The sequence below is a fragment of the Mycobacterium sp. SA01 genome (genome assembly GCF_041287105.1).
Classification (GTDB): domain Bacteria; phylum Actinomycetota; class Actinomycetes; order Mycobacteriales; family Mycobacteriaceae; genus Mycobacterium.
Map to the genome: position 1 here is coordinate 38,335 of NZ_JBGGNO010000022.1, position 26,197 is coordinate 64,531.

Here is a 26,197-nt window from a genome sequence, read left to right on the forward strand (position 1 = left end):
CCCAGTGCCGACCGATCACGGCTGACGCCGCCTGCGAAACCGCAGAACAGATACCGTTGCGGTACCTGCGACCGGAACCGTTGTACCTGCGGAAACATCCGTGGCCGACGGTGGGAGTGGGACTCCACTTGCTGTCCCTGGCGTACGCCGGGACGGTCGTGCATGCCAGTCTAGCAGGCATGACGGATCCAACTAGCATCCGCGAGCTGGGCGACATCCCGGCCGTGGAAGTGATCACCCGTGCCGCCGTGATGCTGATGAGCGCGGCGGCGGAGAAAATCGGGCTCTCCTCCCCTGATCCCGACACCAGCGAACACCGCGACCTCGACGAGGCCCGCCGGCTGATCACCGCGCTGGCCGGCTTGGTGACCGCCTCCGCGGAGTATCTCGGCCCGCACGCCGGCCCGGTGCGCGATGGACTCAAGAGTCTGCAGCTGGCATTCCGGGAAGCCAGCGTTGCCCCGGATGAACCTGGCCACGGTCCGGGCGAAAAATACACCGGCCCTGTCTGGTAGCACACCACAGACAATCCGAATGTCGAAGTAATATCCTCGGCGGCACTATGACCGTCACCACGAGTCGGCCAACTTCACGGTTCCGCTGGGTGCCCGCGGCGGCCGGCTGGATTATCGGCGTGATCGCGACGCTGTCGCTGCTGTCGAGCGTCTCGACGATCTTGCGGCATGTTATCGCGATACCGCGGGAGTTCATCAACAGCTATCTGTTCAACTTTCCCGACACCAGCTTCGCGTGGGCTTTCGTCCTGGTTCTGCTGGCCGCCGCGCTCGCGGCGCGCAAACGCATCGCCTGGTGGATTCTCGTCTTCTACATGCTGGCCGCGTCGGTGTGGAACATCACCGATCTGCTGACCGGCGACGAGACCGCGGCCGTGGACGCCGGCGAGGTCATCGGCCTGGTGTTCCACGTCGCCGCGGCGATCGCACTGGTGCTGGCCTACAAGGAATTCTGGGCGCGCGTCCGCCGTGGGGCTCTCGTCAAGGCCGCCGCGGCGCTGGTGGCCGGCTTGGCCGTCGGCACCGCGATCGGCTGGGCCGTTCTCGAATTCTTCCCCGGCACCCTGGCCCGCGAGGACCGATTCCTGTACGCACTCAACCGCGTCAGCGCGTTCGCCGGTGCCGGCTCCGAATCCTTCACCGGCCATCCGCACACCTTCGTCAACGCACTGCTCGGCCTGTTCGGCGCCATGGCGCTGATGGTGGCCGCGATCGTGCTGTTCCAATCCCAGCGCGCCGAGAACGCGCTGACCGGAGAGGACGAGTCCGCCATCCGCGGACTGCTGCAGGTGTACGGCAAGAACGACTCCCTCGGCTATTTCGCCACCCGTCGGGACAAGTCCGTGGTGTTCGCCGCCAACGGTCGCGCCGCGATCACCTACCGCGTCGAGGTCGGGGTCTGCCTGGCCAGCGGGGACCCGATCGGCGACCCGCGCGCCTGGCCGCAGGCCATCGCCGCATGGCTGTCGTTGTGCCAGGAGTACGGCTGGGCACCCGGGGTGATGGGCGCGAGTTCCACCGGCGCCCAAGCGTTCCGCGAAGCCGGGCTCAACGCCCTCCAACTCGGTGACGAGGCGATCCTCTACCCCGACCAGTTCCATCTGTCCGGGTCCGACATGCGCGCGGTGCGCCAGGCCGTCACCCGTGCCCGCCGCGCAGGCCTGACGGTGCGGTTCCGGCGGCATCGCGACTTCTCTCCGGAGGAGATGGCCGCCGTGATCAGCCGGGCCGACGGCTGGCGCGACACCGAGACCGAACGCGGCTTCTCGATGGCGCTCGGCCGGCTCGGTGACCGCGCCGACGGCGACTGCCTGTTGGTCGAGGCCGTACACGGTGAAAAAGACGTGGTCGCCATGCTCTCGCTGGTGCCGTGGGGTAACAACGGGCTGTCGCTGGATCTGATGCGCCGCTCGCCGCAGTCCCCCAACGGAACCATCGAGCTCATGGTCACCGAACTGCTGCAGAACGCCGAAGAGCTTGGCGTCAGCCGCGTTTCGCTGAACTTCGCGATGTTCCGCGCCGCGTTCGAGCATGGCGCCCAGCTCGGCGCCGGCCCGGTGGCTCGGCTGTGGCGCGCCGTGCTGGTGTTCTTCTCGAGGTGGTGGCAGCTGGAGACGCTGTACCGCTCCAACATGAAGTACCAACCGCAGTGGGTACCCCGCTACGCCTGCTACGAGGACGCGCGGCTGGTGCCGCGGGTCGGCGTCGCGTCGGTCATCGCCGAAGGCTTCCTGGTGCTGCCGTTCTCCCGGCGCACCAAGCAGCACACCGGCCACTATTCGGCAGTCCCCGAGGACCTGGCCGCATCGGGACGGCTGCACGCCGACGGCACGGCGCCCGATGCGGTCGACGAACCCGCCGACGACCCCGAGACCCGGCAGCGCGACCGTCTCCCGGACCAGGTTCGTGTCCGGATGGCGAAACTGAAAGCACTGCAGCGCAACGGAATCGACGCATACCCGGTGGGCAGTCCGCCCACCCACACCATCGCCCAGGCACTTGCCGCCGCCGACGACGTCACCCTCAGTGTCGCGGGCCGGATCCTGCGTGCCCGCGACTACGGCGGCGTGGTGTTCGCCCAGCTGCGCGACTGGTCCGGCGACGTGCAGCTGCTGTTGGACAAGGCGACGCTCGACGGCGCCGCCGACGACTTCGCCGCCGTCGACCTCGGTGATCTCGTCGAGGTGACGGGGCACATGGGGTACAGCAAGAACGGCACCCGATCGGTGCTGGTTCAGCAGTGGCGCATGCTCGGAAAGTGCCTGCGCCCCTTGCCCGACAAGTGGAAGGGCCTGCAGGATCCCGAGGCCCGGGTCCGGGCACGCTACGTCGACCTCGCGATCAACGCCGAAGCCCGCGACCTCATCCGGGCGCGCAGCAATGTCCTGCACTCGATCCGGGATACCTTGTTCAACAAGGGTTTTCTCGAAGTCGAGACACCGATCCTGCAGCAGATCCACGGCGGAGCCAACGCCCGGCCGTTCAAAACCCACATCAACGCCTACGACCTCGACCTTTATCTGCGCATCGCCCCTGAGCTGTATCTCAAGCGGTTGTGCGTCGGTGGCGTCGAGCGGGTCTTCGAGTTGGGCCGGGCGTTCCGCAACGAGGGCGTCGACTTCAGCCACAACCCGGAGTTCACCCTGCTCGAGGCCTATCAGGCGCACGCCGACTACCGGGTGTGGATTGACGGCTGCCGCGAACTGATCCAGAACGCCGCGATCGCCGCCAATGGCTCCGCGGTGGTGATGCGGCCCAGCCAGGACTCCCCCGACGTGCTCGAGCCGATCGACATCTCCGGCACGTGGACGGTCAAGACCGTGCACGACGCCGTCTCCGAAGCCCTCGGCGAACAAATCGACGCCCACACCGATCTGGAGGTTCTGCGCCGGTTGTGCCATGCGGCGCGGATTCCGTATCTGACCCACTGGGACTGCGGGGCGGTGGTGCTCGAACTCTACGAGCGGCTGGTGGAGGAACGCACCCAGGCACCGACGTTCTACACCGACTTCCCGACCTCGGTGTCGCCGCTGACCCGCCCGCATCGCAGCAAGCCAGGGGTCGCCGAGCGGTGGGACCTGGTGGCGTGGGGCGTCGAACTGGGCACCGCCTACAGCGAGCTGACCGATCCGGTCGAGCAGCGACGCCGGCTGCAGGAGCAGTCCCTGCTGGCCGCCGGCGGCGACGCCGAGGCGATGGAACTCGACGAGGACTTCCTGCAGGCAATGGAATACGCGATGCCACCGACCGGCGGCCTCGGCGTCGGTGTCGACCGCGTGGTCATGCTGATCACCGGCCGCAGCATCCGCGAGACCCTCCCGTTCCCGCTGGCCAAACCCAGGTAGCCCGCCGAAGGAACTTCACAGCCACCAGCCAGGAAGTGTCGTCACCATGAGAACGTGACCGCGGCTGATCACCAACACATTTCGTTGATGCACGGATGGTTGCCTCTCACGGTGCAGATCGTGGCCGGCCTGGTCCTGGTGTTCGCTGTGGGCTGGCGCACCCGGCGCTGGCGGCTGCTGTGGCTGCCGCTGGCCGCGATCGTCGGTATCGCCGTCGCGTGGTTCGCCCAATGGAGCATCGCCGATGACGGCCTGGCAGGCGACCCTGCCCCGCAGCAGCTGTGGGTGTGGATCGCCGCCACGGGCTTGGCCGCGGTGGTCGCGGTCGTCGGCTGGCGCGGCACCCGCTGGTGGCGTCGGGGCATGTCGGTGCTGGCGATACCGCTGTGCGGGCTTGCGACGGCATTGATGCTCAACATGTGGGTCGGCTATCTCCCTACCGTGGAGACTGCCTGGAATCAGGTCAGCGCGGGCCCGTTGCCCGATCAGACCGACCGCGCCACGGTGACCGCGATGGTGCAACAACACGCCATCCCGGCCAAGGGAAGTGTCGTGAAGGTGACGATCCCTTCGGACGCCTCGCATTTCGCGCATCGCGACGAGCTCGTCTATCTGCCACCGGCGTACTACGCCACCAACCCACCGCCGAAGCTGCCGACGGTGATGATGATCGGCGGTGAGTTCAACACCCCCGCTGACTGGCTACGCGCAGGCAATGCGATCAAGACGATCGACGACTTCGCGGCCGCACATCACGGTAACGCCCCGGTGTTCGTGTTCGTCGACTCCGGCGGGGCATTCAACAACGACACCGAATGCGTCAACGGTCCACGCGGCAATGCTGCCGACCACCTGACCAAAGACGTTGTCCCGTTCATGCTTTCCAACTTCGGTGTCAGCGCCGACCGCGCGAACTGGGGCCTGGTCGGCTGGTCGATGGGCGGGACCTGCGCGGTCGACCTCACCACCATGCATCCGGACATGTTCAGCACCTTCGAGGACATCGCAGGCGATCTGACCCCCAACTCCGGCACCAGGACCCAGACGATCTCCCGGCTGTTCGGGGGCGACGCCGCCGCCTACGCGAACTTCGACCCCGCCACCGTCATCACCAGACATGGCTCCTATCAGGGTGTCTCGGGGTGGTTTGCGATCTCGGGCGCACCGTCCGCGCAGCGAACGACCCCCAGCACCGTCGAGATCGGCGCGAGCGGCCTCGGCGGCCGCGACACGAACCCCAATCCCAACGACCAGACCGGCGCGGCGAAGACCCTGTGCGGATTGGGCGCCGCCAACGGCATCAACTGCTCGGTGGTGGCTCAGCCCGGCAAGCACGATTGGCCATTCGCCGCCCGCGCCTTCGCCGACGCGCTGCCCTGGCTGGCCGGGCAGATCGGGACGCCCGGTATCCCGACGGTCGCCCTGCCGGGCCCGCCGGTGCCGCCACCGGGGCCGGTCACGATCGCTGCCGCCGGGAGGCCGCCGGGAGTACGGTGATCGTCATGCCCGACGAATCCGTTGCCGAACCACCGCTGGACACCGGCTACAACGCGTCCGGGGTGCCCACCTTCGAATCGGTGCAGGAGAAGATCGAGACGCGGTATGGAACTGCGCTCGGCTCAGCGGAATTGGACGCCGAGACACCGGAGGGCCGCACCGTCGAGGAGCAGTACGACGCCCGTCAGCGGGCGGCGGCCGAGCGGCTGAAAGAGATCCGCGCGTCGATGCACAGGCCGGACCAATCCTGACCGGCAAGATCGTCGCGATCACCGGCGCCAGCAGCGGGATCGGTGCGGCGACGGCGCGGCTACTGGCGCAGCAGGGAGCGTCCGTTGTGCTCGGCGCGCGCCGCGAGGACCGGCTGCGCGGCCTGGCCGACGAGATCCGCGAATCCGGCGGGACGGCGCTGACCGTACCGACCGATGTGACCCAACAGGTCGATGCCGACCGATTGGTGGCAGCGGCGGTACAGGAGTTCGGTCGGCTCGACGTGTTCGTCGGCAACGCCGGCATCAGCAGGATCGGGCCGACAGCCGATCTCGATGTCGACGGCTGGTCGGCGATGATCGACGTGAACCTACGTGGGGTCCTGAACGGCATCGCGGCCGCGCTGCCGGTGTTCCGGCGGCAGGGCCACGGCGATTTCGTCACGGTCGTGTCGACCGCCGGGCTGAAGATCCTGCCGGGTATGGGTGTGTACGCGGCAACCAAGAACGCCGTGCGCACCCTGCTGGAGGCGTTGCGTCAGGAATCCACCGACGGCGTCATCCGCACCACCTCGATCTCTCCGGGATATGTCAACACCGAACTGGACTCCTCGATCGAGGATCCCGAGGCGCGGCGACAGGCCCGTGCGGCGATGGAGAGTTTCGGCCTGCCGCCCGAGGCGGTTGCCCGGGCGATCGCGTTCGCGATCGACCAGCCGCGTGATGTCGAAATCGGTGACATCACGATCCGCCCGACAGTCCAGGGCTAGCTGACCTTGCGCCGCCGGGTTGTCCGCTTGGGTGCCGGCGCCGCAGGCAACACGTCGGCGAGGAACTTTCCGGTGTAGCTGTTCGGCACCGCCGCCACTTCTTCCGGAGTGCCCTGCGCGACGACGGTGCCGCCACCGGAACCGCCCTCGGGACCCATGTCGATGATCCAGTCCGAGGTCTTGATGACATCCAGGTTGTGTTCGATGACGATCACCGAATTACCTTTGTCGACAAGGCCGTTGATGACTTTGAGCAGCTTGCGGATGTCCTCGAAGTGCAGGCCGGTGGTCGGCTCGTCCAAGATGTAGACGGTGCGGCCGGTCGAGCGTTTCTGCAGTTCGGCGGCGAGCTTGACGCGCTGCGCCTCGCCGCCGGACAAGGTCGGCGCCGGCTGACCCAACCGGACATAGCCCAGCCCCACGTCGACCAGTGTGCGCAGGTAGCGGTGGATGCTGCTGATCGGTTCGAAGAACTCCGCGGCGTCCTCGATGGACATGTCGAGCACCTCGGAGATGGTCTTGCCCTTGTAGTGCACCTCGAGCGTCTCGCGGTTGTAGCGGGCGCCGTGGCACACCTCGCACGGGACGTAGACATCGGGCAGGAAGTTCATCTCGATCTTGATGGTGCCGTCGCCCGAACAAGCTTCGCAGCGGCCACCTTTGACGTTGAACGAGAACCGGCCCGGCTGATAGCCGCGAACTTTCGCCTCGGTGGTGGCCGCGAACAGAGTGCGGATCTTGTCGAACACGCCGGTGTAGGTGGCCGGATTGGAGCGCGGGGTGCGCCCGATCGGCGACTGGTCGACCCGGACCAGCTTGTCGAGGTGTTCCAGACCGTTGATCCGGGTGTGTCGGCCCGGGACCTGGCGGGCCCCGTTGAGCTTGTTGGCCAGCACCGTGGCCAGGATGTCGTTGACCAGGGTCGACTTTCCGGAGCCGGACACTCCCGTCACCGACGTGAGCACCCCGAGCGGGAACGCGACGTCGATGTCGTGCAGGTTGTGCTCCCGCGCACCGATGACGGTGACCTGTTTGCGGCGATCCACCGGGCGCCGGATGGCCGGCACGTCGATGCTCAGCTTGCCCGACAGGTAGGCGCCCGTGATCGAGTCAGGGTTACGCAGCAGGTCGGCATACGGACCGCTGTGCACCACCTGGCCGCCGTGCTCGCCGGCCGCAGGCCCGATGTCGACCACCCAGTCGGAGTGCGCGATGGTGTCTTCGTCGTGTTCGACGACGATCAGGGTGTTGCCCAGATCCCGTAGCCGCGTGAGGGTTTCGATGAGACGACGGTTGTCGCGCTGATGCAGCCCGATCGACGGTTCGTCGAGCACGTAGAGCACACCGACCAGGCCCGACCCGATCTGGGTGGCCAGCCGGATGCGCTGCGCCTCACCGCCGGACAGTGTGCCGGCCGCGCGGGACAACGACAGATAATCGAGCCCGACGTCGAGCAGGAAGCCCAGCCGCGACTGCACCTCCTTGAGCACCTGGCCTGCGATGGCCGACTCGCGGGCGCCCAGGGTGAGGGCGTTGAGGAACTCCGAGCAATCGGAGATGGACAGCTCGGACACTTCGGCGATCGACTTCGCGCCGTACTCCCCCGCCGCCAGCGTGACCGCGAGAATCTCCGGCTTGAGCCGGGTGCCCTGGCACTCCGGGCACGGCACGTCGCGCATGAATCCGTCGTAGCGCTCTTTCATCTGCTCGGATTCGGTCTGCTCCATCCGCCGGTGCAGAAACGCCATCACACCTTCGAACTCGGCGTAATAGGACCGGGTCCGTCCGTACCGGTTCTTGTAGCGGACGTGGACCTGCTCGTCGCAGCCTTCCAGAATTGCCTTGCGCGCCTTGGCCGGAAGCTTGCGCCAGGGGGTGTTGACGTCGAACCCCATCGACTCACCCAGACCCGCCATCATCCGGGTGAAGTACTCGGCGGTGTGACCCATCGCCCACGGCGCCACCGCACCCTCGGCGAGAGTGAGGTCCGGGTCGGGAACCACCAGCTCGGGGTCGACTTCCTTGCGGATGCCCAGGCCGCTGCATTCCGGGCAGGCGCCGTAGGGCGAGTTGAACGAGAACGACCGCGGCTCCAGGTCGTCCACGGCCAGCGGATGTCCGTTGGGGCAGGCCAGCTTCTCGGAGAACCGCTGCTCGCGGTGTGGGTGGTCGTCTTCGCGGTCGACGAACTCCAGCACGACGATGCCGTCGGCCAGATTCAACGCCGTCTCGACCGAATCGGTGAGGCGCTGCTTGGCGCTGGTCTTGACCGTCAGGCGGTCGATGACCACCTCGATGTCGTGCTTTTCCTGCTTCTTCAGCTTCGGCGGTTCGGTCAGTGAATGCACGACGCCGTCAACCCGGACCCGGCTGTAGCCCTGGCTGTTGAGCTTGTCGAAGAGGTCGACGAATTCACCCTTGCGGGTGCGCACCACCGGCGCCAGCACCTGGAACCGCAGACCTTCGTCCATGGCGAGAACCTGGTCGACGATCTGCTGCGGGGTCTGCCGTGCGATGCGCTCCCCGCATACTGGGCAGTGCGGGGTGCCGGCGCGGGCGTAGAGCAGGCGCAGGTAGTCATAAACCTCGGTGATGGTGCCGACCGTGGACCGCGGGTTGCGGTTGGTGGACTTCTGGTCGATCGACACCGCCGGGGAGAGCCCCTCGATGAAGTCGACGTCCGGCTTGTCCATCTGACCGAGGAACTGGCGCGCGTAGGCCGACAGCGACTCGACGTAGCGGCGCTGGCCCTCGGCGAAAATGGTGTCAAACGCCAACGAGGACTTGCCCGATCCGGACAGCCCCGTGAAGACGATCAGACTGTCGCGGGGCAGGTCCAGGTCGATGCCGCGCAGGTTGTGCTCACGCGCGCCTTTGACGATCAGCCGGTCAGCCACCGGCCCCCCTTCCTGCGGGTTTGTTGGCGAGAGGACGCCGCTCCCCATGCTATGTCGACCCACCGACAAGTAACGTGGCGACCATGACAGTCGTCGCCGACACCTACACCGGACACGTCGAACCGCAGACCGCAGCTCGCAGGACGGTGCCCGGCGCCACCATCGTGAAAATGTCCGTGGGCCCGATGGACAACAACACCTACGTGGTGACCTGTTCCCACTCCGGGGAGAGTTTATTGATCGACGCCGCCAACGATGCGGAGCTGCTGGTCGACCTGGTACGCGAGCAGGCACCGAAGCTGGCCCTCATCGTGACCAGCCACCAGCACTTCGATCACTGGCAGGCGCTCGAAGCGCTGGCCGAGGCCACCGGCGTTCCGACCGCCGCCCACCCGCTCGACGCCGAGCCGCTGCCGGTGAGGCCGCAGCGCTACCTGGCCGACGGTGACACGATCACCGTCGGCGACCTGATCTTCGACGTCATCCACCTGCGCGGGCACACCCCCGGCTCGGTCGCGTTGGCGCTGCGCCCGGCCGGCGAACGGACCGCCACCCACCTGTTCACCGGCGACTGCCTGTTCCCGGGGGGCGTCGGCAAGACGTGGGAGCCCGGCGCGTTCGAGCAATTACTCGGTGACGTGGACAGCAAGGTGTTCGGGCGGTACGGCGACGACACGGTGGTCTACCCCGGACACGGTGACGACACCACGCTGGGCGCCGAGCGCCCGCACCTGGCCGAGTGGCGTGAGCGCGGATGGTGATGGGTCCCGTCCCGCGGTGCGCAGCTGCCGGCGAACGCGCGTGCAGATTGTCGATTCCGGGAACGCGGTCTACAACGGCGACTAAGAACATCTGAATGACGCCAGCTGTGGCGATAAGGGTGGCGACCCGGCACGACATTCCCGCAATGATGGCGCTGGAAGCCAAGTACTACGTCGGCAACCTCGATCCGTCCGAGCGCGCCAAGGGCTTCATCTCCAATCTCCAATCGAAGGATTGGTTCACCTGGGCGGTGGATTCCGCCGGAATACACGTCGCGGTCACCGATGACGACAGCGTCGTCGGATTCATCGGCGTAACCGATCCGCCCAGCCGCTCACAGGTAGGGTCGTCGCCGATCCTCCAGGCGGTGCTTGATCTCGCCGAGTCACTGACATTCAATGGCACACCAATTGCGCAGCAGCGCTTCGCGCTGCGCGGACCGGTCTGCCTAGACGAGTCCGTCCGAGGCCGCGGCGTCTATTCGGCATTCAATGCGGCCACCCGGGCGGCCTATCGAGATCGCTTCGACCTGGGAGTGCTCTTTGTCGCCGCGGACAACCCCCGGTCGCTGCACACCACTACTACGAAACTCGGAGCCACCTCCCTGGCCGTGTTCGAGGTCGACTCCCGGCAGTACAACTTCCTGGCGTTCAGTTTCTAACGCGCCCCGGCGGGCGAGGACTCTGCTTCAGCGTTCGACTCCACGATCGTGGCACGCGACAGTCGCTTCTTGAGCCGCGCGCTCTTGCGCATCTGGATGATCAGGTTGGTGGCGGTGAACATGGGGATCACGCCGAGGAACGTCCGCTCCGACGGGGTGTGGCCGTGCAGGTACTCCAGGCTGCCGAATACATAGAACAGGCCCATCGTCATGAACGACAGTGGCACCGTGTACGCCAACGGCGAGCGGCGGACGTCGATGATCCGCTCGGCCAGATTCCACTCGTCGCGCGACATGGGTTCGTTCTTGCGCACACTGCGCAGCGCTTTCTGATAGCCGTTGAGCTCGTCGCCGAGCGGCAAGGTCTTCAGCCGCAGCAGGCGTCGGGTGTAGACGAACGCGCAACTGGCAAAGATCAATTCGAATCCCAGGGCGACGAACATCAACAGGCCCCACAGCCCGAGTCCCGCGGTGTGTGTACTGAGACTCATCGGGTCACCGCCAGAAATCGCGCCGGCCCCGGGCGCGCGCGAACCAGCGTCGGCCACCAGAACCACGGACCGAGAACGCGGATCAACGCCGGCACGATGAACGACCGCACGATCAACGTGTCCAGCAGCAAGCCTATGCACACCGTAGTGCCCACCTGCGCAATGGTTTTCAGGTCGCTGGCGAGCATCGCCAGCATGGTGAACGCGAACACCAGACCGGCTGATGTCACCACGCCGCCGGTACTGCCAAGCGCCCGGATCAGCGCGGTGTGCAAACCGGTGGTCTGATATCCGATCCCGATTTCCTCCTTGACCCTGGCGATCAGCAACAGGTTGTAGTCAGATCCGACCGCGACCAGGATGACGAAGGTGATCGGCAGCACCAGCCAGTGCAGATGCAGGCCGATGAGGTGCTGCCACACCAGCGTTGACAGACCGAACGCCCCGGCGAACGAGAATGCCACGGTGCCGGGTATCACCATCGCGGCGATCAGACTGCGGGTGAGCACCAGCATGATCAGGAAGATCAGTACGAACGCTGCGATGGCCACGATCTTCAGATCCGACGCGGCGTACTCCTTGATGTCCTTGTTGTTCGACGCCGCGCCGCCGATGTAGATCTTCGCTCCGGCCAGCGACGTCTCCTTCAGCGCCGCCTTCACCGCGTCCGGGAACGCGTTGACGTGGTCGATACCCTCGGGCGCCATCGCGTTGCCCTCGTGGGTGATGACAAACCGTGCGGCCTTGCCGTCCGGCGACATCATCAGTTGCATACCAGTTTTCACGTCTTCGTTGTCGAACGCTTCTCGAGGCATGTAGAAGTAGTCGTCGCTGCGCGACTTGTCGAAGTCGTTGCCGACATTGATCTGATCCTCGAAGGTCTGATCAGTCTGGGCTGATTGCAGATGCGCCGGACCGTAACTGTTGACAATGACCGCCTGCAACGCCCGCGTCTCATCGCGCGTGACCTTCAGCTGGGCGACCATCTGAGGCATGAGGGCATCGACAGCCTGAAAGTCGGTGACGGCGTTGTGGATCTGCGCGTCCAAGGCGTCGATACCGTCGAGCCCGTCGAACAACGACCGGAACGAGTAGCAGATCGGGATGTCGTAACAGTGTGGCTCCCAATAGAAATAGCTCTTCAGCGGTCTGATGAAATCGTCGAGATTCGAGATGTCCTGGTTGATCTCATCGGTGACCTGCTGCAGGTTCTCGAACGTGAGCACCGTGGTGTGCAGATCATCGGCCAACTTCTGGGTCAGGTCGATGGTCTTACCCAGCGTCGCCACGGTGTCCGCCTGGATCTGCGCCTGTTGATCGGTGTTGTTGTTGGCTTGTTCGTTGAACGGCAGTTGTTGACCGGCGGCACCACCCTGCACCGTGAAGAGGTACGGGATATTCGCATGGTCCAGTGGCCGGCCCAGCGGTCTGGTGATGCTCTGCACCATGGCGACGCCGGGTAGCCGAATCAACTCCTTGGCCACCCGATCCAGCGAGATGAAGTCCGCCGAATTGCGCATGTCGTGATCGGACTCGATCATCATCATCTCGGTGAACAGCTTGCTGGGCGGGAAGTGCCGATCCGATGCCGTGAAGCCCTGGTTGGCTGCGCCGCTCGCCGGCTGGTACGCGCGGTCGTCGTAGCTCACCCGGTAGCTCGGCACGAAAATCGCCCCGAGCGCCACCACCGCGGTGCTGGCCACCAGTATCGGCACCGGCCAGCGCACCACGCTGGCACCGATTCGCCGGTACAACCGTCCCCGCCTGGACTGCCTGGGATCAAAGAGTCCGAACAAGGATCCCAGCGTAAGCAGAGCCGGCGCGAGTGTCAGCGCCGCGGCGATCGTGAACAGCATGCTGATGGCGACGGCCGGACCCATGGTGTGGAAGTAGTCAAGACGCGCGAACGTCAGACAGAAACACGAACCCGCGATCGTCAGCCCCGATCCGATGATGATCGGGGCGACGCCACGATAGGCGGTGTAGTAGGCCTCTTCCCGGCTTTCCCCCAGCTGCCTGGCCTCGTGGTAGCGCCCCAGCAGGAAGATGCCGTAATCGGTTCCTGCACCAAGGGTCAGGGAGACAACGATGTTCACCGCGAATGATGACATCGGGATGATGCCCCAATGACCGAGGGTGGAAACGACGCCCTTGGCGATGAGGATCTCGAACAGCACGCTGTACATCGGGACGGCCACGTTGGTCAGCGAGCGGTACACCAGCAGCAGCATCACGAAGATCAGAATGATCGTGACAATGGTGATGTTGTTCAGGCTCGAGTTCGCGATGGACAGGGTGTCCGACGCCATCGGCGCCGAACCGCTGACATAGACCTTCAAACCCGTTGGCGGACTGTCGTTGTCGACAATGTCGCGGACAGCTTGCACCGATTCGTTGGCTTGTATCTGGCCGACGTTGCCGGCCAGCCGCAGCAACACATAGGTGGCCTTGCCGTCGATGCTCTGCGCGCCGGCCGCGGTGATCGGCTTGCCCCACAGATCCATCACATACTGCACGTGCCGGGTGTCGTGTTTCAGTCGCTGGACTAGGCCGTCGTAGTACTGGTGATCCTGGTCGTCGAGAGGATGGTCGGCTTCCAGTACGACCATGGTCAGGCTGGTGGAGTTGGACTCGTGAAATTTGTCGCCGATGTGTAGCAGAGCCACTTGAGATGGCGCGTAGGTCGGGATCTCGGGCCCCGCGAGTTCGGTGGCGACGTCTTCGACCTTCGGCACGAACGTGTTGGTCGTGATGGCGAGCAGTGCCCAGAAGACGATGATGGGAATTGCGAACAGCCGCACCATCCTGGGGAAGAACGGGCGCTTCGCCTGATGGGCACTCACGCGGACTTCACTCTGCAGGTGACGTCCGCGTCTTCACGGTCGGCCGACTGCTGATCGCGCACAACGTCATTCACCAGCATCCGGCAGGCAATGTGCGAACCGTGCACGTGAGCCGAGATGCTGCCCGACACCACTGTGAGTGTGGTGGTCTCGGTGTGCGTCCACGGCAGTTCGGTGAGATCGACTTCGTGCGGATGCCCGTCGATGTCGATGTAGTCCAGCATCCCGCTACTGCCGAGATCACCGGACAACTCGTAGGTCAGCCGCTTGGGCGTGAACTCCTCGGGGGCTTGCGGTGGGCTGACCGCCAGGACCGGTCCCGGCGCCGACGACTCGCGCACCTTCCACATGCACAACGCGCCGACGGCGAGCGCGATGACAACCACCAGAGGTAGCCAGGTCTTGGCCAAGACCGCCCGACCGTTACGACGTTGCCCCACATTTGCATCCTATGCAGAATGCAGTTGGGGAACGCAAGTCCTACCCGCACATTCTACCTTTGGGGTTGCTGTGAAGCCATCTACTTGGTCATTTGGTCGAGCGCGCGAGAACGCCCAGCCGCGCCAATTTATTCCCAGCACATCATTCAAGTGATATAACTGAGCTATGGAATCAGCGGCCGGCGACGGCGTCGAGTCCGTTTCCGAGATGATTGCGCTGGCGACGGACACCCTGTGGCGGTATCTGATCGACCGCGACGATCTCAGTGCCAGCGCGGCGTTGGTGCTCAATCGGCTGTCCCACGAGGGTCCGATGCGGGTGACGGCACTGGCCGCGGCCGAGGGAGCCAGTCAGTCAGGGATGACTCAGTTGGTCCAACGCTTGGAGCGGCAAGGGCTTCTCGAGCGGTCGAGCGATCCGGAGGACGGCCGTGCCTCGCGCGTCATGCTCAGCGAGAAGGGCAAGCAGAACTGGGATGCCCGCGCCGAGATCCGCAAGCAGCGCATCGCCGACTGGATGACGAGGGTGCCCGAGGACGACCGGGTGGCACTGTGGTTGGCCGCGAAAGTCGTTGTCCGCGTACTGGGCGACATGCGTGAGGCCGGACCCTAAGGGCAGGTCGGGCCCTAGGGCCTCGAAGGGCTTGCCGACCTGCCCACTGCGCCAACGAAACTCAGCAATCGGACCGTCATGATTGCCTCCTCCGCCCGCCCGGCACCCAGGGCCGAACCTGGACCACCGGCACCGACCCGAACATGAAACGGGCGTCCCCGAGGCGACCCGTGGGCAAAATACCGTCGCGAGCAGAAACATCGCGCGGCGACATCTGCGACGATGCCCCCTAAGCAGCGACTTCGTCCGGTAGCGTATGCACCGCTTCGCCTGCCAACAAGCCAGAAACCACGGAGACGTCGATGACCCAGCAACCACCCGGATACGCCCCGCCACCGGCTCAACAGCCGAAGAGCCATCTGGCGCTCGCCATCCTGGCGACGATCTTCTGCTTCCCGATCACCGGCATCGTCGCGATTGTGAAAGCTGCCCAGGTGAACGGCTTCTGGGTCGGCGGCAATTACGCGGGAGCAGAGGCATCGTCAAAGAGCGCGATGAAGTGGATCCTGTGGAGCGTGGCTATTGCGGTCATCATCGCCGCGATCTACGCCATCCTCTTTGCCACCGGCGTGATGACCATGGACGTCGACACCACCACGTCGTGACATCGACAGAGGTTGGGCAGGCGGCCGACGGTCGCCTCGCCCGCCTCGGTCCGCCGCTGCTCGTGGGTGCACTCGCGGCGGGTGGTTGTGCCGCCGTGTGGATCGGCGACCCCACCACCCCGGGCGGCGTTCTACCTGTGTGCCCGACGAAAGCCCTTCTGGGCGTTGACTGTCCGGGCTGTGGCAGCCTACGCATGATCTATTCGCTGCTGCACGGCGACCTGCTGGCGGCGATCCGGTTCAACGCACTGGCGTCGGTGGGGCTCGGCTTTCTCGCTGTCGCCTACGGAACCTGGACCTACGGTCGGGTCACCGGCCGCCAGCTAGTCGGATGGCAACACCATCGATGGGCCCCGTTCATCGCGCTCGGCTTGGTGTCGGCCTGGTTCATCGTGCGCAACTTGCCTTTCGCGCCGTTCACCGCACTGCGCGTCTGACGTCTCAAAGCCAGCCGCGTCGTTTGAAGGTGACGTAGAGGAGCCCCGACACCAAGACGATGATCACCGCGCTGGACACCAAGCCGACCACACTTTGAAAGCCCGGGTAGGGGACGTTCTGGCCGTACCACCCGGTGACCGCGGTGGGCACCGCGATGATCGCCGCCCAGCCGGTGAGCTTCTTCATGATCGTGTTGAGTCGCGCGTCCTGCAGCGACAGATTCGTCTCGAACACCGTCGTGATCATGTCGCGCAACGACTCCGTCCACTCTGCCGCGCGAATCACGTGGTCGTAGAGATCGGAATACCAGCTGTCGAGTGCGACGGTGTCGGCATGCTCGGCACGACGGCGCATGATCGTGTTGATGACCTCGCGCATGGGCAGCACGACCCGGCGCAACTCCACGAGTTCCTTACGGAGCCGGTAGGTGGAACGTTGGATCGTGCGGGTCACCGCCCGGTCGTCGAACAAGCCGTCCTCGAGCGCCTCGATGGCGTCATCGAGTTGCTGGATGGTGTCGAACTGTCCGTCGACGATCACGTCGAGCAAGCCGTGCAGCAACGCCGGTGGACCCATCTTCAGCAGATCGGCGTTCTCATCCCACCGCCGGACCACCTCGTCGATGTCGAAAACCGGTTTCTGCGGGTCTAATTCGTGGCGCACGGTGACAATCCCGGCCGGCAGCACGAAGATGGACACCCTCGTCAGCAGCAGACGCGACTCCAGATCATTGGCCAGCGGCGGGGCCAGCGCGGTGGCGTACACCGTCAGGAACGTATGCGTCGCATACCGAGTCGCCTTCGTGCGTTCGGCGTGCGCGACGGTGTCCTCGATCGCGTGCTGATCGAAGCCCAGTTCCTGGGCAAGCTCGCACAGCACCTCGTGATCCGGATTGCACATGTCCACCCACACCAGCGCGTTGCGCTCGGCAAGGTGGTCTGAGGTTTCCTGGAGCGGAAAGTCTTCCGTCTTCAGTTCGCCATCGACCCACAGGCGGGTTCGGCAGTAGGTCATCAGACCAGTCTGCGCCTACCCCCGACCGGGTTGGCTAACCAGTGGTGTGAACGATCAGCACGTCGCACTTGGACCGGCGTGCCACATTGGCAGGCACCGAACCCAGCAGACGGCCGGCGATCGTGCTCAAGCCGACGTTGCCGACAATGAGGAGATCGGCGCTGACCTCTTCAGCCAATTCCACCAGTGCGTCAACCGGAGCCCCGACAACTGCGCGCTCTTCGACTTCGGCCGCACCTGCGGCCTTCGCGCGGTCGCGTGCCTCGCGCAGGATCGCGTAGATGGGGGCGTTGCCCGCCATCTTGTAGCCCTCGTCCTTCAGCAGGTCTGCCGCGCGGGTGTCCTCATTGGCCGGGAAATAGGCGGTCGCCACGATGACTTTGGAGCCAGGTTCGGAGGCGAGGTAACCCGCCCGGTCGACTGCACGCAGCGATGAATCCGAGCCGTCCGTGCCGACGACCACGGTCTTGTAACCGCCCATTCGTACCCTCCAGTCTCCAATTTCAACGCCACCCGGAACACTATCGCTTTGGCACCTCACAAGGGTGCGATTCACGTCACGCGGCAATTCCGGCGCGCCGCGCGATGCCACTCTACCGGGGAAAATAGCGCCCTCGACAGTTGCGTGAGCGGTACGACAGCACCCGAAATTGCAAATCCACATCGCATCCGATTCGCGATTGTCGGCGCTGCCACACCAATGATGACCAATAGGCGCAATTCGAACCTCACGAATTTTGCCAGGCACAACCCTTAGTTCGCCGAACAGGATGGGTGGGCTGCGGGTTAACGTTTGGCGCACCATCGACCGCGGTACAGGACGACCCACGTGAGTATCACCCTTCGGCCCGAACGGGTCCTCGGCGACGAGCAGCGGCGCACCGCGCCCGCTCGGCCGCTGGACGCCGTGTGGGTGGCGGTGTTCGCCGCTGCGCTCAGCGCCGCCGGGGCGGCGCGGCCATCGCTGTGGTTCGACGAAGCCGCGACGATCTCGGCGTCCACCAGGCCGATGCCCGACTTGTGGCGGATGCTCGGCAACATCGACGCCGTTCACGGCCTGTACTACGTGCTCATGCACGGCTGGTTCGCGGTGTTCCCCGCGACGGAGTTCTGGTCGCGGTTGTCCAGTTCGGTCGCCGTGGGCCTGGCGGCCGCTGGCGTCGTGGTGCTGGGCCGCCTTCTGTCGACCCGCACAGTGGCGGTCACGGCAGGCGTCGTTTTCGCGATGCTCCCCCGCGTGACGTGGGCAGGCATGGAAGCCCGCTCCTATGCACTGACCATGGTCGCCGCCGTCTGGCTCACGGTGCTGTGTGTGGTGGCGCTGCGCCGCGACCGGCCGAGGTGGTGGTTCGGATACGCGGTTCTCGGGATCGCCGCGACGCTGCTGAATGTCTTCTCGATTTTGCTGCTGCCGGTGCACGCCGTGATGGTCGCGACCATGGCTGAATCCAGGAAGGCGCGGTGGCACTGGGTGCTGCCAGCGGCGGCAGTCGGCGCCGCGACATGCCCTTTCCTGTTCTTCAGCCAGAGCCAGCTGTTCCAGGTCGGGTGGATTTCGCCGCTGAGTGCCGGAACCGTCGGAATGATCTTGGTAGACCAGTACTTTGACGGTTCACGAGCGGTCGCGGTGCTGTGCGGACTGCTGGTTCTCGCCGGCCTGATCTCGTGGCGTCGGTCCGGGTGGCGCCCGCGGCGACTGGCCGTGGTCGCTCTCGCGTGGATCGTTGTGCCCACCTTGGTCGTGCTCGGCTATTCGCTGCTGCACGAGCCGCTCTACTACCCGCGCTACCTGTCGTTCACCACTCCCGCCATGGCGCTCATCCTCGGCCTGTGCATCGTGGCGCTCGGGCGCTCGTCCCGTGCGTGGATCACCGCCCTACTCGTGGTGTTCGCGATCGCGGCGACGCCGAACTACCTGGCCCAGCGCGGGCCGTATGCCAAGGAGGGCATGGACTACAGCCAGGTCGCCGACGTCATCACCCGGCATGCGGCACCGGGCGACTGCCTGGTGATGGACAACTCGACGGCGTGGAAACCCGGCCCGATCCGCCCGCTGATCGCCGCGCGACCCGCGGCGTTCGCCAAGCTGCGCGACTACGGCCGCGGCCCAACAGGCATCCAACGAAACATGTTGTGGGACGCCCACATTGCCGTCTGGGCGTGGGCGGACAAGATGCCCTACTGCCCGGCGATCTGGACAGTGTCCGAGCACGACAAGTCCTTGCCGCGGCACGAGCAGGGCCCCGCACTGCACGCGGGTCCGCGACTCGGGCGGGCGCTGGCCTACCAGGTGCCCTACCGATTCGGCTTCCGCATCGTCGAACGCTGGCAGTTCAATTTCGCACAGGTCACCAAGTCAGTTCGTTGATGCGCCGCCGAACACCGAGAAGAACAGCACAAGTATTGCCGGGCAATGACTTTGGGCCCGCGGGGCCGGTATCCGCCTGACGAGAAAGCGAGCGCCGATGTCCGCACCCGCCGACAGCCTCACCATGCGACTGCGTGACGGGCGCGCGGTGTGTTACGCGCAGTACGGCGCACCCGACGGCGAGGTCGTCGTCAACGCCCACGGCGGGCTGGCCTGCCGACTGGATGTGGCCGCCGCGCACGCGGCCGCGCGTACGGCCGGCGTCCGGTTGATCTCTCCGGACCGGCCCGGAATCGGTGGATCCGACCCGCAGCCCGGCCGCACCATCCTGGACTGGGCCGACGACGTGGCCGACCTGATGGACCAGCTCGGCGTCGGACACTTCGCCGCGATGGGCTGGTCGATGGGGGGCCAGTACGCGGCCGCGCTGGCCTGGGCGCTGCCCCAGCGGGTGCGGCGGGTGGCGATCGTCGCCGGGGTGCTGCCGCTGACCGAGCCGGGAGTGTTCGCGCGCCTGCCGGCGTTCGACCGGATCTACACCCGGCTGTCGCACCGCGCGCCACTGCTGGTCAGACCGTGCTTCGCCGCGATGGCGCTGACGGCGCGGCGGGCGCCCGCGCTATATGGGCGCCTCGCCGCCGGTCAGCTGGGGGCCGCGGACGCCGCCGTGTTGCGCGACGAAGGCTACGCCGAGTTCGCCCGGATGTCGGCCGAGGCACTGCGCCGACCCGACGGCGTCGCCGAGGACTACCGGGCCTGGCTGCGACCGTGGGGTTTCGCCCCCGAGCAGATCACCGTCCCGACCGACGTCTGGGGCGGTCAGCAGGATGAACTGGTCGACCACGCCTGGCCGCCCGAGCTGGCCCGCCGCATTCCCGGCGCGACCCTGCACGAGCGACCCGGCGGGCACTTCCTGGCTCACCTCTACTACCCGGACATCTTCGCTCACTTGCTCGAGGGTTGACCCCCGAGCTCGCTTCCGACGTCAGTTACCGAACCAGCGGTTCGCCGGCGGCAGTTCGGTGCCCAGCAGAGCCCCGGCCGGAGCACCGGACTCGGTTCCCGCCTTCGCCGACCAGCCGGTGCCCACGCACAGCAGGTCGCGCGGCGTCGAGATGGTCGACGGCAACGGAATCCCGAAGCCCGGGATGCCGGGGATCGTGATCTGCGGCGGCGAGAGCAGCGTCGCGACACCTTGCGCCATCGTCGGCAGCAGCTGCGCCGGCGGAGTGGGCAGGGTGCCCGCGGCGTCGGAGATCGGCGCCGACGGGATCAGGGTTCCGAGGCCGCCCGGTGTGGGTCCGATGTAGCTGCCCGGACCACCCGGCAGCACTGTCGGCGGGGTCGGTGGGGTCGGCACCCGATTGCCGCCCGGCGTTCCCGGCACCGCTGCGGGCGGAGTCGGGAGTCCGGCTCCTCCGCCGCCACCGGGACCGCCCGGCACCGCTGCGGGCGGCGTGCCCGGCGTCACGATGTTGTTGGTGAACGGAGTGCCCGGCACCGCGGCAGGCGGAGTGGGCAGCCCTGCACCGCCACCACCTCCCGGACCACCCGGAACGGCACCCGGAGGCGTCGGAACTCCACCACCGCCGCCACCACCCGGACCACCGGGAACAGCGGCCGGCGGAGTCGGGATGCCGGCGCCACCGCCGGCGTCCGCGGCCGCGGGCAGCGCCCCGGGCGGGGCCGGCACACCGGCTGCGGCAGCAGCGATGTCCGCCGCGGGCACACCGGCCGACGGTGCGACGACACCCGAAGCGTCGGCGACCGGCGCGCCTACCGCGCCACCAGCTCCGGCAGCGCCCGCGCCACCACCGCCACCGGCTCCAGCTCCAGCTCCAGCGGCAGCGAGCCCGGAGTTGTCGGAGACCGCGGCAGCCGGCGCACCGGCTGCACCGGCGTCGTCCGTGATCGGTGCCGCCGGCACAGCGGCACCTGCGTTGTCGGTGATCGGCGCGGCCGGGACGCCGGCGGGGCCGGGGATGCCGCCGCCTTCGCCGACCGGCGCGCCGGGCACGGCAGCCGGTGGGGTCGGCACACCGCCACCGGTGCCACCACCGGGACCACCTGGGACGGCAGCCGGAGGCGTCGGCAATCCACCACCGGTGCCTTCGCCGGGTCCACCGGGAACCGCAGCGGGCGGGGTTGGCAGACCACCACCGGTGCCCTCACCGGGTCCACCGGGAACCGCCGCGGGCGGGGTCGGCAGACCACCACCGGTGCCCTCGCCGGGCGCACCCGGAACGGCGGCCGGCGGGGTCGAACCGGTCTCGACAACGTTTCCTCCGGGAGTACCGGGGACCGCGGCCGGCGGGGTCGGCAGACCACCACCGGTGCCCTCACCGGGGGCACCGGGAACGGCGGCCGGCGGGGTCGGAAGCGATTCGTCGCCAGGAGTTCCCGGCGTGCCGGGGATCACCTGCGGCGGCGTCGGCGGGATTTCCATGCCGGGGGTTCCCGGGGTGCCGGGCACCGCCACGGGTGTTCCCGGCACATTCACGTTGACCGGGACGCCGGGGCCACCCGGGACCGCGGCGGGCGGGGTGACGATGCCCGGGGTCGACGCCGCGCTGGGCACACCAGGCAGGGTGACCGGCGGAGTTCCGGGAACGTTGAGCATGCCGCCACCGAGCGGGACGCCCGGCACCGAAGCTCCTGGCGGCGGCAGCGTGCCGGACGCATCGTTGATCACGTTGCCGGGCACCGCAGCCGGCGGAACGCCTGGCGTGTTGACGGTGACCTGGTTCGAGCCGCCGGGGACGCCGGGAACCTCGGCCGGAGGCGTTGACACCGAGCCGTTGACGTCACCGCCGGGGACCGCCGCCGGCGGTGCCGGCGGGGTTCCACCGGAGCCCGGGATCGACCCACCGGGGACCTCGGCCGGTGGAACCGGCGGAGTGACAACGGATTCGGGCACAACATCGCCCGGGACCGCGGCCGGCGGAACCGGCGGGGTTCCACCGCCACCGCCACCGGGGACGCCCGGCACACCGGCGGGCGGGGTACCCGGGACGTCGCCACCGCCACCACCGGGAACACCCGGCACGCCGGCAGGCGGAGTACCCGGGACGTCGCCTCCGCCGCCGCCGGGGATGCCCGGCACGCCGGCGGGCGGCCCGGGCGGGACTGCCCCGCCACCGGGGACGGCGGCGGGAGGAGCTGCGGCCGGCGGCGCAGGCGCCAGACCGGAAGCGTCGGCGAGCGGGGCGGCCGGAACACCGGCCGGAGCGAGCCCGTTGGCATCGGAGATCGGAGCGCCGGCATCGCCGGCACCGGCAGGCAGAGCGCCGGGCGCGCCGGGGCCACCGGCACCCGAGCCACCGCCGGCACCGCCGCCCGGGCCGCCCGCCCCGCCACCGGGTCCACCACCACCGGGCAGACCGGCAGCCGCATCACTCACCGGTGCGCCGGCCGCGCCGGCACCGCCGTTGGGAACGCCCGCAGCATCACTGACCGGAGCGCTGGGCACACCTCCGGGCGGGGTGGGAATGCCGCCACCGCCAGCACCGGGAGGAGTACCGGGAACGCCACCGGGCACACCCGGGATACCGCCACCCCCGCCACCGGGAGGAGTACCGGGAACACCACCGGGCACACCCGGGATACCGCCACCGCCACCACCGGGAGGAGTGCCAGGAACGCCGAGCGGCGTACCGGGGACGCCCCCACCACCGGGAACGCCGGGAGCGCCGGGAACGGCGGCGGGCGGCGTCGGGATTCCGCGTGTCGTGCTGGTCCCGGGCGCGCCGGGGACGGACGCCGGCGGGACGGTCACGCCGCCGGTGCCGGGCATCCCGGGCGAGCCGGGAGCGCTGGCCGGGGGGACGCGAATGGTGCCGGGCACGGTCGCGGGCGGGATGGGACCGCCCGCAGTCGGCGGATTGTTCGTGAACAGCGTGTTCGACGTGCCGGGGATGCCCTGGGACAGGTCGGGCGGCGTCGTCAGACCTTGGTGAAGGATGCCCATGCACGGAACACCGGGGCTGCCGAAGTCGGCAACCGCACGGGGGCTGAACAGCGGAGCCGTCCAGAAAAACCCCGCCGTCGCCATGGCAGTGACCGCCGCCACGCGAGAGGTGGTCCGAGACATCATTTCCCCGTTTCTGTGAGAGGCCTGACAAGGAAACTACAGACGTGTAAGTACCTAACCGGGACCAGCCATTCAGGGGGTTACCGAACTGTTGCTAAGCGGTGTTGTCGCGGTTACTCCGGCGACAATTTGATCGCGCAAACACTCGCCGAACTGCAGGTCGACGCGGCCAACCAGATCAGGACTTGCGGGCGCGCCGGAACACCTTGTCGAGGTCCTTGCCGCTGACGCCTCTCCGTTCGGCCTGTCGGACCTTGTGCAGCACGAGCGGGCAGCGCTTGCAGCGTGGCGTGCTTCGACAGCACTTGTTCTTCGACTTCGCCACGGCAGGCAACGGTACCGAGACCACGATCAGAGCGAGTGACGGGATTCGAACCCGTGTAAACGGCTTTGCAGGCCGGTGCCTAGCCACTCAGCCACACCCGCGTGTCAGGCGAAACTTTTCCAGCGCTGTCGCGACTCGCCCATCTTTTGGCTCAGCGTGATTGCTGCCCGCGCCGCCACAGGGCGAATACGGTGTCGACATGCAGATCTGGTTGGCCGATCCGCCGTTGCTCGGCGGTCCCGGACAGGGCACCCGGCAGATCGTCGAACTCCTGATCGCGTTCGGGCTGACCGCGTTGATCGGCCTGGAGCGCGAAATTCACGGCAAGAGCGCCGGCCTGCGTACCCAGGCGATCGTCGGCACCGCGTCAGCGCTGATCCTGATCGTCAGCAAGTACGGCTTCTCCGACGTGCTGAGCACAGGCCTGGTCGAGGTCGACCCGTCGCGGGTGGCCGCCCAGATCGTCTCCGGTATCGGCTTCCTCGGCGCCGGGTTGATCATCACCCGGCAGGGCGCCGTGCACGGGCTGACCACGGCGGCCGCGATCTGGGAGTGCGCGGCCATCGGCATGGCCGCCGCCGCGGGGCTGGTGAAGCTCGCGATACTCGTCACGATCCTGCACTTCGTCATCGTCCTGGGCTTCAACCCGCTCAGCAGGCGTCTGACCGCGCGGCTGGCCGGCTCGGTGCGGCTGCGGGTCACCTACGACGTCGACCGCGGCGTGCTCACCCGCATCCTCGCCACCTGCGAGAAGCACCAGTGGAGCCTCACCGAGCTGAGTACCGACAGCGACGGCGGTGTCATGTTGACGTTGTCGGGCAGCCAAATCCTGCGTGCCCCAACCACAGTCGCCGCGATAGCCGGCGTCACCGCGGTGCACCGGCTCGACGAGAAGGACGAGTAGACCTCAGTCCGCCCGTTCACGCCCGGAACGGTAGGAGGCCACGCAGCCCACCGCCGCCAAAACGGCGAACGCACCGAACATCAGCCGGCTCGCGCTCGCATCGGGCGCAACACGCAGATTCACCACGACACCGGCCAACCCGGCACCGAACGCTCCGCACATCAGTTGCACGGTGCTGATCGCGGCCGCGGCCACCGCCTGCTGAGGAGCGTCGTCGACCACCGAACCCATCGCCCACGCCGAGAGATGCGGCCACGCCATCCCGATACCTGAGCCCGTGATCACCAGCGCCACAGCCCATAGCGCTACGACTGTTGTTGGCGCACCGTCGGTTTGGGTCGCTGCCGCCAACGCCAGACCCGCGGCCATCACCAGTGGGGCGATCGCCACCACGCGCACCGTGATCCGCACATTGGTGATCGACGCGCTGGCGATCTCCCCCACCGTCCAGCCCACCGACAGAGCCGCACCCAGGAAGCCCGCCACGACCGGCGCCAGACCGCCCAGCCGCTGACCGAACAGCGGCACATACATGTCCACCATCGTGGCCGCCATCAACAGACCCAGGGTCAGGTAGATCCACTTCAACGGCCCCGGCTCAAATGCTTTGCGCGGCAACACCGCCGCCGAAGCCCGGCGGTCGACGACAATGAACACCCCCACCAGCACAGCGCCCGCGATCAGCAGTCCCGCGATGACGCCCGCGCTGTGCGGAATCACCGCCGCGCTCACTGTCAGCGCTGCCACCCCGAGAAGCAACAACGACCACATCGGGATTCGCGTCCGAGGCGGCTGCTGGTCGGTGTCGGCCCGTGCCGGCAACGCCAGCGGCACCAGCACACTCATCGCCACCGCGAAAACCGCAAGTAAGCCGAATCCGCCTCGCCACAAACCGAATTGGGCGAACAAGCCACCGGTGGCCGGCCCCACCAGGGTGCCCACTCCCCACATCGCCGAGACCACCGCCGATGCGCGGGTCCACAGCCGGTCGGGAAGCGCCGCGCTGATCACCGCATAGCCGAGGCCGGCCAGCACACCCCCGGCCAGGCCCTGTACGACCCGACCGCCGAGGAGCAGCGGCATCGACGGCGCCAGCGTGCACAGCGCACTGCCCGCGGCGAAGGACAATAACGCGCCCAGATACGCGGTGCGCGGGCCGAATCGGGTCAGAACCGGGCCCACCGTCGTCGCGGCGGTCACCGACGCAACCAGATACACCGTCGTCACCCAGGCGTAGAGCCGCTCACCACCGATGTCGGCGACGGCGCTCGGGAGCAGGCTGATGGTGATGAACTCGTTGATGGCGTAGATCGCCACGCCACCGGCCAGCACGATGACAGCGCCGAGATAGTCGCGGCCCAGCAGCTCGCGCCAGCTGCCCGCGGCCGATGCGGTTGTCTCGGTCATGGCA

General features: G+C 67.3%; 22 protein-coding genes and 1 tRNA gene. 13 read left to right on the plus strand and 10 right to left on the minus strand.

Features of this window, described 5'->3' with window-relative positions:
- The first annotated feature begins 179 nt into the window (after nt 1-179).
- From AB4879_RS26295 to AB4879_RS26315, 5 genes are all read left to right on the plus strand, one after another.
- The gene (locus AB4879_RS26295) at nt 180-515 is read left to right on the plus strand and encodes a DUF1844 domain-containing protein (protein WP_102809437.1); all 336 of its coding nucleotides are present in this window, start codon (nt 180-182) and stop codon (nt 513-515) included.
- Between the two features lie 47 nt (nt 516-562).
- Nucleotides 563-3,859: a bifunctional lysylphosphatidylglycerol synthetase/lysine--tRNA ligase LysX gene (lysX, locus tag AB4879_RS26300; protein WP_370509940.1), complete on the plus strand. Its 3,297-nt coding sequence runs from the start codon at nt 563-565 to the stop codon at nt 3,857-3,859.
- 87 nt (nt 3,860-3,946) lie between these two features.
- Nucleotides 3,947-5,356 carry an alpha/beta hydrolase-fold protein gene (locus tag AB4879_RS26305; protein ID WP_370510227.1) on the plus strand — a complete coding sequence of 470 codons (1,410 nt, stop codon included), beginning with the start codon at nt 3,947-3,949 and terminating at the stop codon, nt 5,354-5,356.
- Nucleotides 5,357-5,361: 5 nt separating this feature from the next.
- Nucleotides 5,362-5,607: a hypothetical protein gene (locus AB4879_RS26310; protein WP_370509941.1), complete on the plus strand. Its 246-nt coding sequence runs from the start codon at nt 5,362-5,364 to the stop codon at nt 5,605-5,607.
- A complete protein-coding gene (locus tag AB4879_RS26315) occupies nt 5,601-6,335 on the plus strand; it encodes an SDR family oxidoreductase (protein ID WP_370510228.1) in 735 nt (244 codons plus the stop codon). The genes AB4879_RS26310 and AB4879_RS26315 overlap by 7 nt, the downstream gene beginning before the upstream one ends.
- Here the strand turns inward: AB4879_RS26315 and uvrA are convergent.
- Nucleotides 6,332-9,232: an excinuclease ABC subunit UvrA gene (uvrA, locus tag AB4879_RS26320; RefSeq protein ID WP_370509942.1), complete on the minus strand. Its 2,901-nt coding sequence runs from the start codon at nt 9,230-9,232 to the stop codon at nt 6,332-6,334. The genes AB4879_RS26315 and uvrA overlap by 4 nt on opposite strands.
- Nucleotides 9,233-9,315: 83 nt before the next feature.
- Here uvrA and AB4879_RS26325 point away from each other — a divergent pair, with 83 nt between their 5' ends.
- Together AB4879_RS26325 and AB4879_RS26330 are read left to right on the plus strand one after the other, a co-directional pair.
- On the plus strand, nt 9,316-9,993 hold the full coding sequence (locus AB4879_RS26325) for an MBL fold metallo-hydrolase (protein WP_370509943.1): 678 nt from the start codon (nt 9,316-9,318) through the stop codon (nt 9,991-9,993).
- Between the two features lie 95 nt (nt 9,994-10,088).
- Nucleotides 10,089-10,655 (plus strand): hypothetical protein, encoded by a 567-nt coding sequence (locus AB4879_RS26330; RefSeq protein WP_370509944.1) that lies wholly within the window; start codon nt 10,089-10,091, stop codon nt 10,653-10,655.
- Here the strand turns inward: AB4879_RS26330 and AB4879_RS26335 are convergent.
- From AB4879_RS26335 to AB4879_RS26345, 3 genes are read right to left on the minus strand one after another with little or no spacing between them, the layout of a single operon-like run.
- Entirely contained in the window at nt 10,652-11,146 is a 495-nt protein-coding gene (locus tag AB4879_RS26335) for a hypothetical protein (RefSeq protein ID WP_199190025.1), read from the minus strand. The genes AB4879_RS26330 and AB4879_RS26335 overlap by 4 nt on opposite strands.
- Nucleotides 11,143-13,950, minus strand: coding sequence for an RND family transporter (locus AB4879_RS26340; RefSeq protein ID WP_370510229.1), 2,808 nt, complete (start codon nt 13,948-13,950; stop codon nt 11,143-11,145). Before AB4879_RS26340 ends, AB4879_RS26335 begins: the two co-directional genes overlap by 4 nt.
- A gap of 35 nt (nt 13,951-13,985) precedes the next feature.
- The gene (locus AB4879_RS26345; RefSeq protein ID WP_370509945.1) at nt 13,986-14,429 is read right to left on the minus strand and encodes an MmpS family transport accessory protein; all 444 of its coding nucleotides are present in this window, start codon (nt 14,427-14,429) and stop codon (nt 13,986-13,988) included.
- Nucleotides 14,430-14,595: 166 nt separating this feature from the next.
- Between AB4879_RS26345 and AB4879_RS26350 the strand changes: the two genes are divergently transcribed.
- The 3 genes from AB4879_RS26350 (at nt 14,596) to AB4879_RS26360 (ending at nt 16,084) form a co-directional block, all read left to right on the plus strand.
- Nucleotides 14,596-15,042: a MarR family winged helix-turn-helix transcriptional regulator gene (locus AB4879_RS26350; protein WP_370509946.1), complete on the plus strand. Its 447-nt coding sequence runs from the start codon at nt 14,596-14,598 to the stop codon at nt 15,040-15,042.
- 302 nt (nt 15,043-15,344) lie between these two features.
- The gene (locus AB4879_RS26355; RefSeq protein WP_370509947.1) at nt 15,345-15,647 is read left to right on the plus strand and encodes a CD225/dispanin family protein; all 303 of its coding nucleotides are present in this window, start codon (nt 15,345-15,347) and stop codon (nt 15,645-15,647) included.
- Nucleotides 15,644-16,084 (plus strand): DUF2752 domain-containing protein, encoded by a 441-nt coding sequence (locus tag AB4879_RS26360; protein ID WP_370509948.1) that lies wholly within the window; start codon nt 15,644-15,646, stop codon nt 16,082-16,084. Before AB4879_RS26355 ends, AB4879_RS26360 begins: the two co-directional genes overlap by 4 nt.
- A gap of 4 nt (nt 16,085-16,088) precedes the next feature.
- Here the strand turns inward: AB4879_RS26360 and AB4879_RS26365 are convergent, their stop codons facing one another.
- Nucleotides 16,089-17,099 carry a magnesium transporter CorA family protein gene (locus AB4879_RS26365; protein ID WP_102809428.1) on the minus strand — a complete coding sequence of 337 codons (1,011 nt, stop codon included), beginning with the start codon at nt 17,097-17,099 and terminating at the stop codon, nt 16,089-16,091.
- A 34-nt stretch (nt 17,100-17,133) separates the two neighbouring features.
- Complete coding sequence (locus AB4879_RS26370; protein WP_102809427.1) at nt 17,134-17,580, minus strand: universal stress protein; 447 nt, start codon at nt 17,578-17,580, stop codon at nt 17,134-17,136.
- A 348-nt stretch (nt 17,581-17,928) separates the two neighbouring features.
- On the opposite strand from AB4879_RS26370, the gene AB4879_RS26375 reads away from it, so the two are divergent.
- Together AB4879_RS26375 and AB4879_RS26380 are read left to right on the plus strand one after the other, a co-directional pair.
- Nucleotides 17,929-19,467: a hypothetical protein gene (locus AB4879_RS26375; protein ID WP_370509949.1), complete on the plus strand. Its 1,539-nt coding sequence runs from the start codon at nt 17,929-17,931 to the stop codon at nt 19,465-19,467.
- 97 nt (nt 19,468-19,564) lie between these two features.
- A complete protein-coding gene (locus AB4879_RS26380) occupies nt 19,565-20,431 on the plus strand; it encodes an alpha/beta fold hydrolase (protein WP_370509950.1) in 867 nt (288 codons plus the stop codon).
- 21 nt (nt 20,432-20,452) lie between these two features.
- On the opposite strand, the gene AB4879_RS26385 is transcribed toward AB4879_RS26380, so the two are convergent.
- The 3 genes from AB4879_RS26385 to AB4879_RS26395 all read right to left on the minus strand — a co-directional run bounded on the left by AB4879_RS26385 (nt 20,453) and on the right by AB4879_RS26395 (nt 23,983).
- Nucleotides 20,453-23,557: a hypothetical protein gene (locus AB4879_RS26385; RefSeq protein ID WP_370509951.1), complete on the minus strand. Its 3,105-nt coding sequence runs from the start codon at nt 23,555-23,557 to the stop codon at nt 20,453-20,455.
- A 178-nt stretch (nt 23,558-23,735) separates the two neighbouring features.
- Nucleotides 23,736-23,882 carry a hypothetical protein gene (locus AB4879_RS26390; protein WP_199190031.1) on the minus strand — a complete coding sequence of 49 codons (147 nt, stop codon included), beginning with the start codon at nt 23,880-23,882 and terminating at the stop codon, nt 23,736-23,738.
- A gap of 30 nt (nt 23,883-23,912) precedes the next feature.
- Nucleotides 23,913-23,983: transfer RNA gene (locus AB4879_RS26395), tRNA-Cys, on the minus strand.
- Between the two features lie 98 nt (nt 23,984-24,081).
- On the opposite strand from AB4879_RS26395, the gene AB4879_RS26400 reads away from it, so the two are divergent.
- On the plus strand, nt 24,082-24,786 hold the full coding sequence (locus AB4879_RS26400; protein ID WP_370509952.1) for an MgtC/SapB family protein: 705 nt from the start codon (nt 24,082-24,084) through the stop codon (nt 24,784-24,786).
- A 3-nt stretch (nt 24,787-24,789) separates the two neighbouring features.
- Here AB4879_RS26400 and AB4879_RS26405 read toward each other — a convergent pair whose 3' ends face one another.
- Nucleotides 24,790-26,193 (minus strand): MFS transporter, encoded by a 1,404-nt coding sequence (locus AB4879_RS26405; RefSeq protein ID WP_370509953.1) that lies wholly within the window; start codon nt 26,191-26,193, stop codon nt 24,790-24,792.
- Nucleotides 26,194-26,197: the final 4 nt, after the last annotated feature.

Coding starts and splice junctions, on each gene's coding strand:
- AB4879_RS26330 (WP_370509944.1), top strand. CDS start 10,089: ATGACGCCAGCTGTGGCGATAAGGGTGGCGACCCGGCACGACATTCCC.
- AB4879_RS26370 (WP_102809427.1), bottom strand. CDS start 17,580: ATGGGCGGTTACAAGACCGTGGTCGTCGGCACGGACGGCTCGGATTCA.
- AB4879_RS26340 (WP_370510229.1), bottom strand. CDS start 13,950: ATGGTGCGGCTGTTCGCAATTCCCATCATCGTCTTCTGGGCACTGCTC.
- AB4879_RS26310 (WP_370509941.1), top strand. CDS start 5,362: ATGCCCGACGAATCCGTTGCCGAACCACCGCTGGACACCGGCTACAAC.
- AB4879_RS26380 (WP_370509950.1), top strand. CDS start 19,565: ATGTCCGCACCCGCCGACAGCCTCACCATGCGACTGCGTGACGGGCGC.
- AB4879_RS26295 (WP_102809437.1), top strand. CDS start 180: ATGACGGATCCAACTAGCATCCGCGAGCTGGGCGACATCCCGGCCGTG.
- AB4879_RS26405 (WP_370509953.1), bottom strand. CDS start 26,193: ATGACCGAGACAACCGCATCGGCCGCGGGCAGCTGGCGCGAGCTGCTG.
- AB4879_RS26305 (WP_370510227.1), top strand. CDS start 3,947: ATGCACGGATGGTTGCCTCTCACGGTGCAGATCGTGGCCGGCCTGGTC.
- AB4879_RS26400 (WP_370509952.1), top strand. CDS start 24,082: ATGCAGATCTGGTTGGCCGATCCGCCGTTGCTCGGCGGTCCCGGACAG.
- AB4879_RS26335 (WP_199190025.1), bottom strand. CDS start 11,146: ATGAGTCTCAGTACACACACCGCGGGACTCGGGCTGTGGGGCCTGTTG.
- AB4879_RS26365 (WP_102809428.1), bottom strand. CDS start 17,099: ATGACCTACTGCCGAACCCGCCTGTGGGTCGATGGCGAACTGAAGACG.
- AB4879_RS26385 (WP_370509951.1), bottom strand. CDS start 23,557: ATGTCTCGGACCACCTCTCGCGTGGCGGCGGTCACTGCCATGGCGACG.
- AB4879_RS26355 (WP_370509947.1), top strand. CDS start 15,345: ATGACCCAGCAACCACCCGGATACGCCCCGCCACCGGCTCAACAGCCG.
- lysX (WP_370509940.1), top strand. CDS start 563: ATGACCGTCACCACGAGTCGGCCAACTTCACGGTTCCGCTGGGTGCCC.
- AB4879_RS26325 (WP_370509943.1), top strand. CDS start 9,316: ATGACAGTCGTCGCCGACACCTACACCGGACACGTCGAACCGCAGACC.
- AB4879_RS26350 (WP_370509946.1), top strand. CDS start 14,596: ATGGAATCAGCGGCCGGCGACGGCGTCGAGTCCGTTTCCGAGATGATT.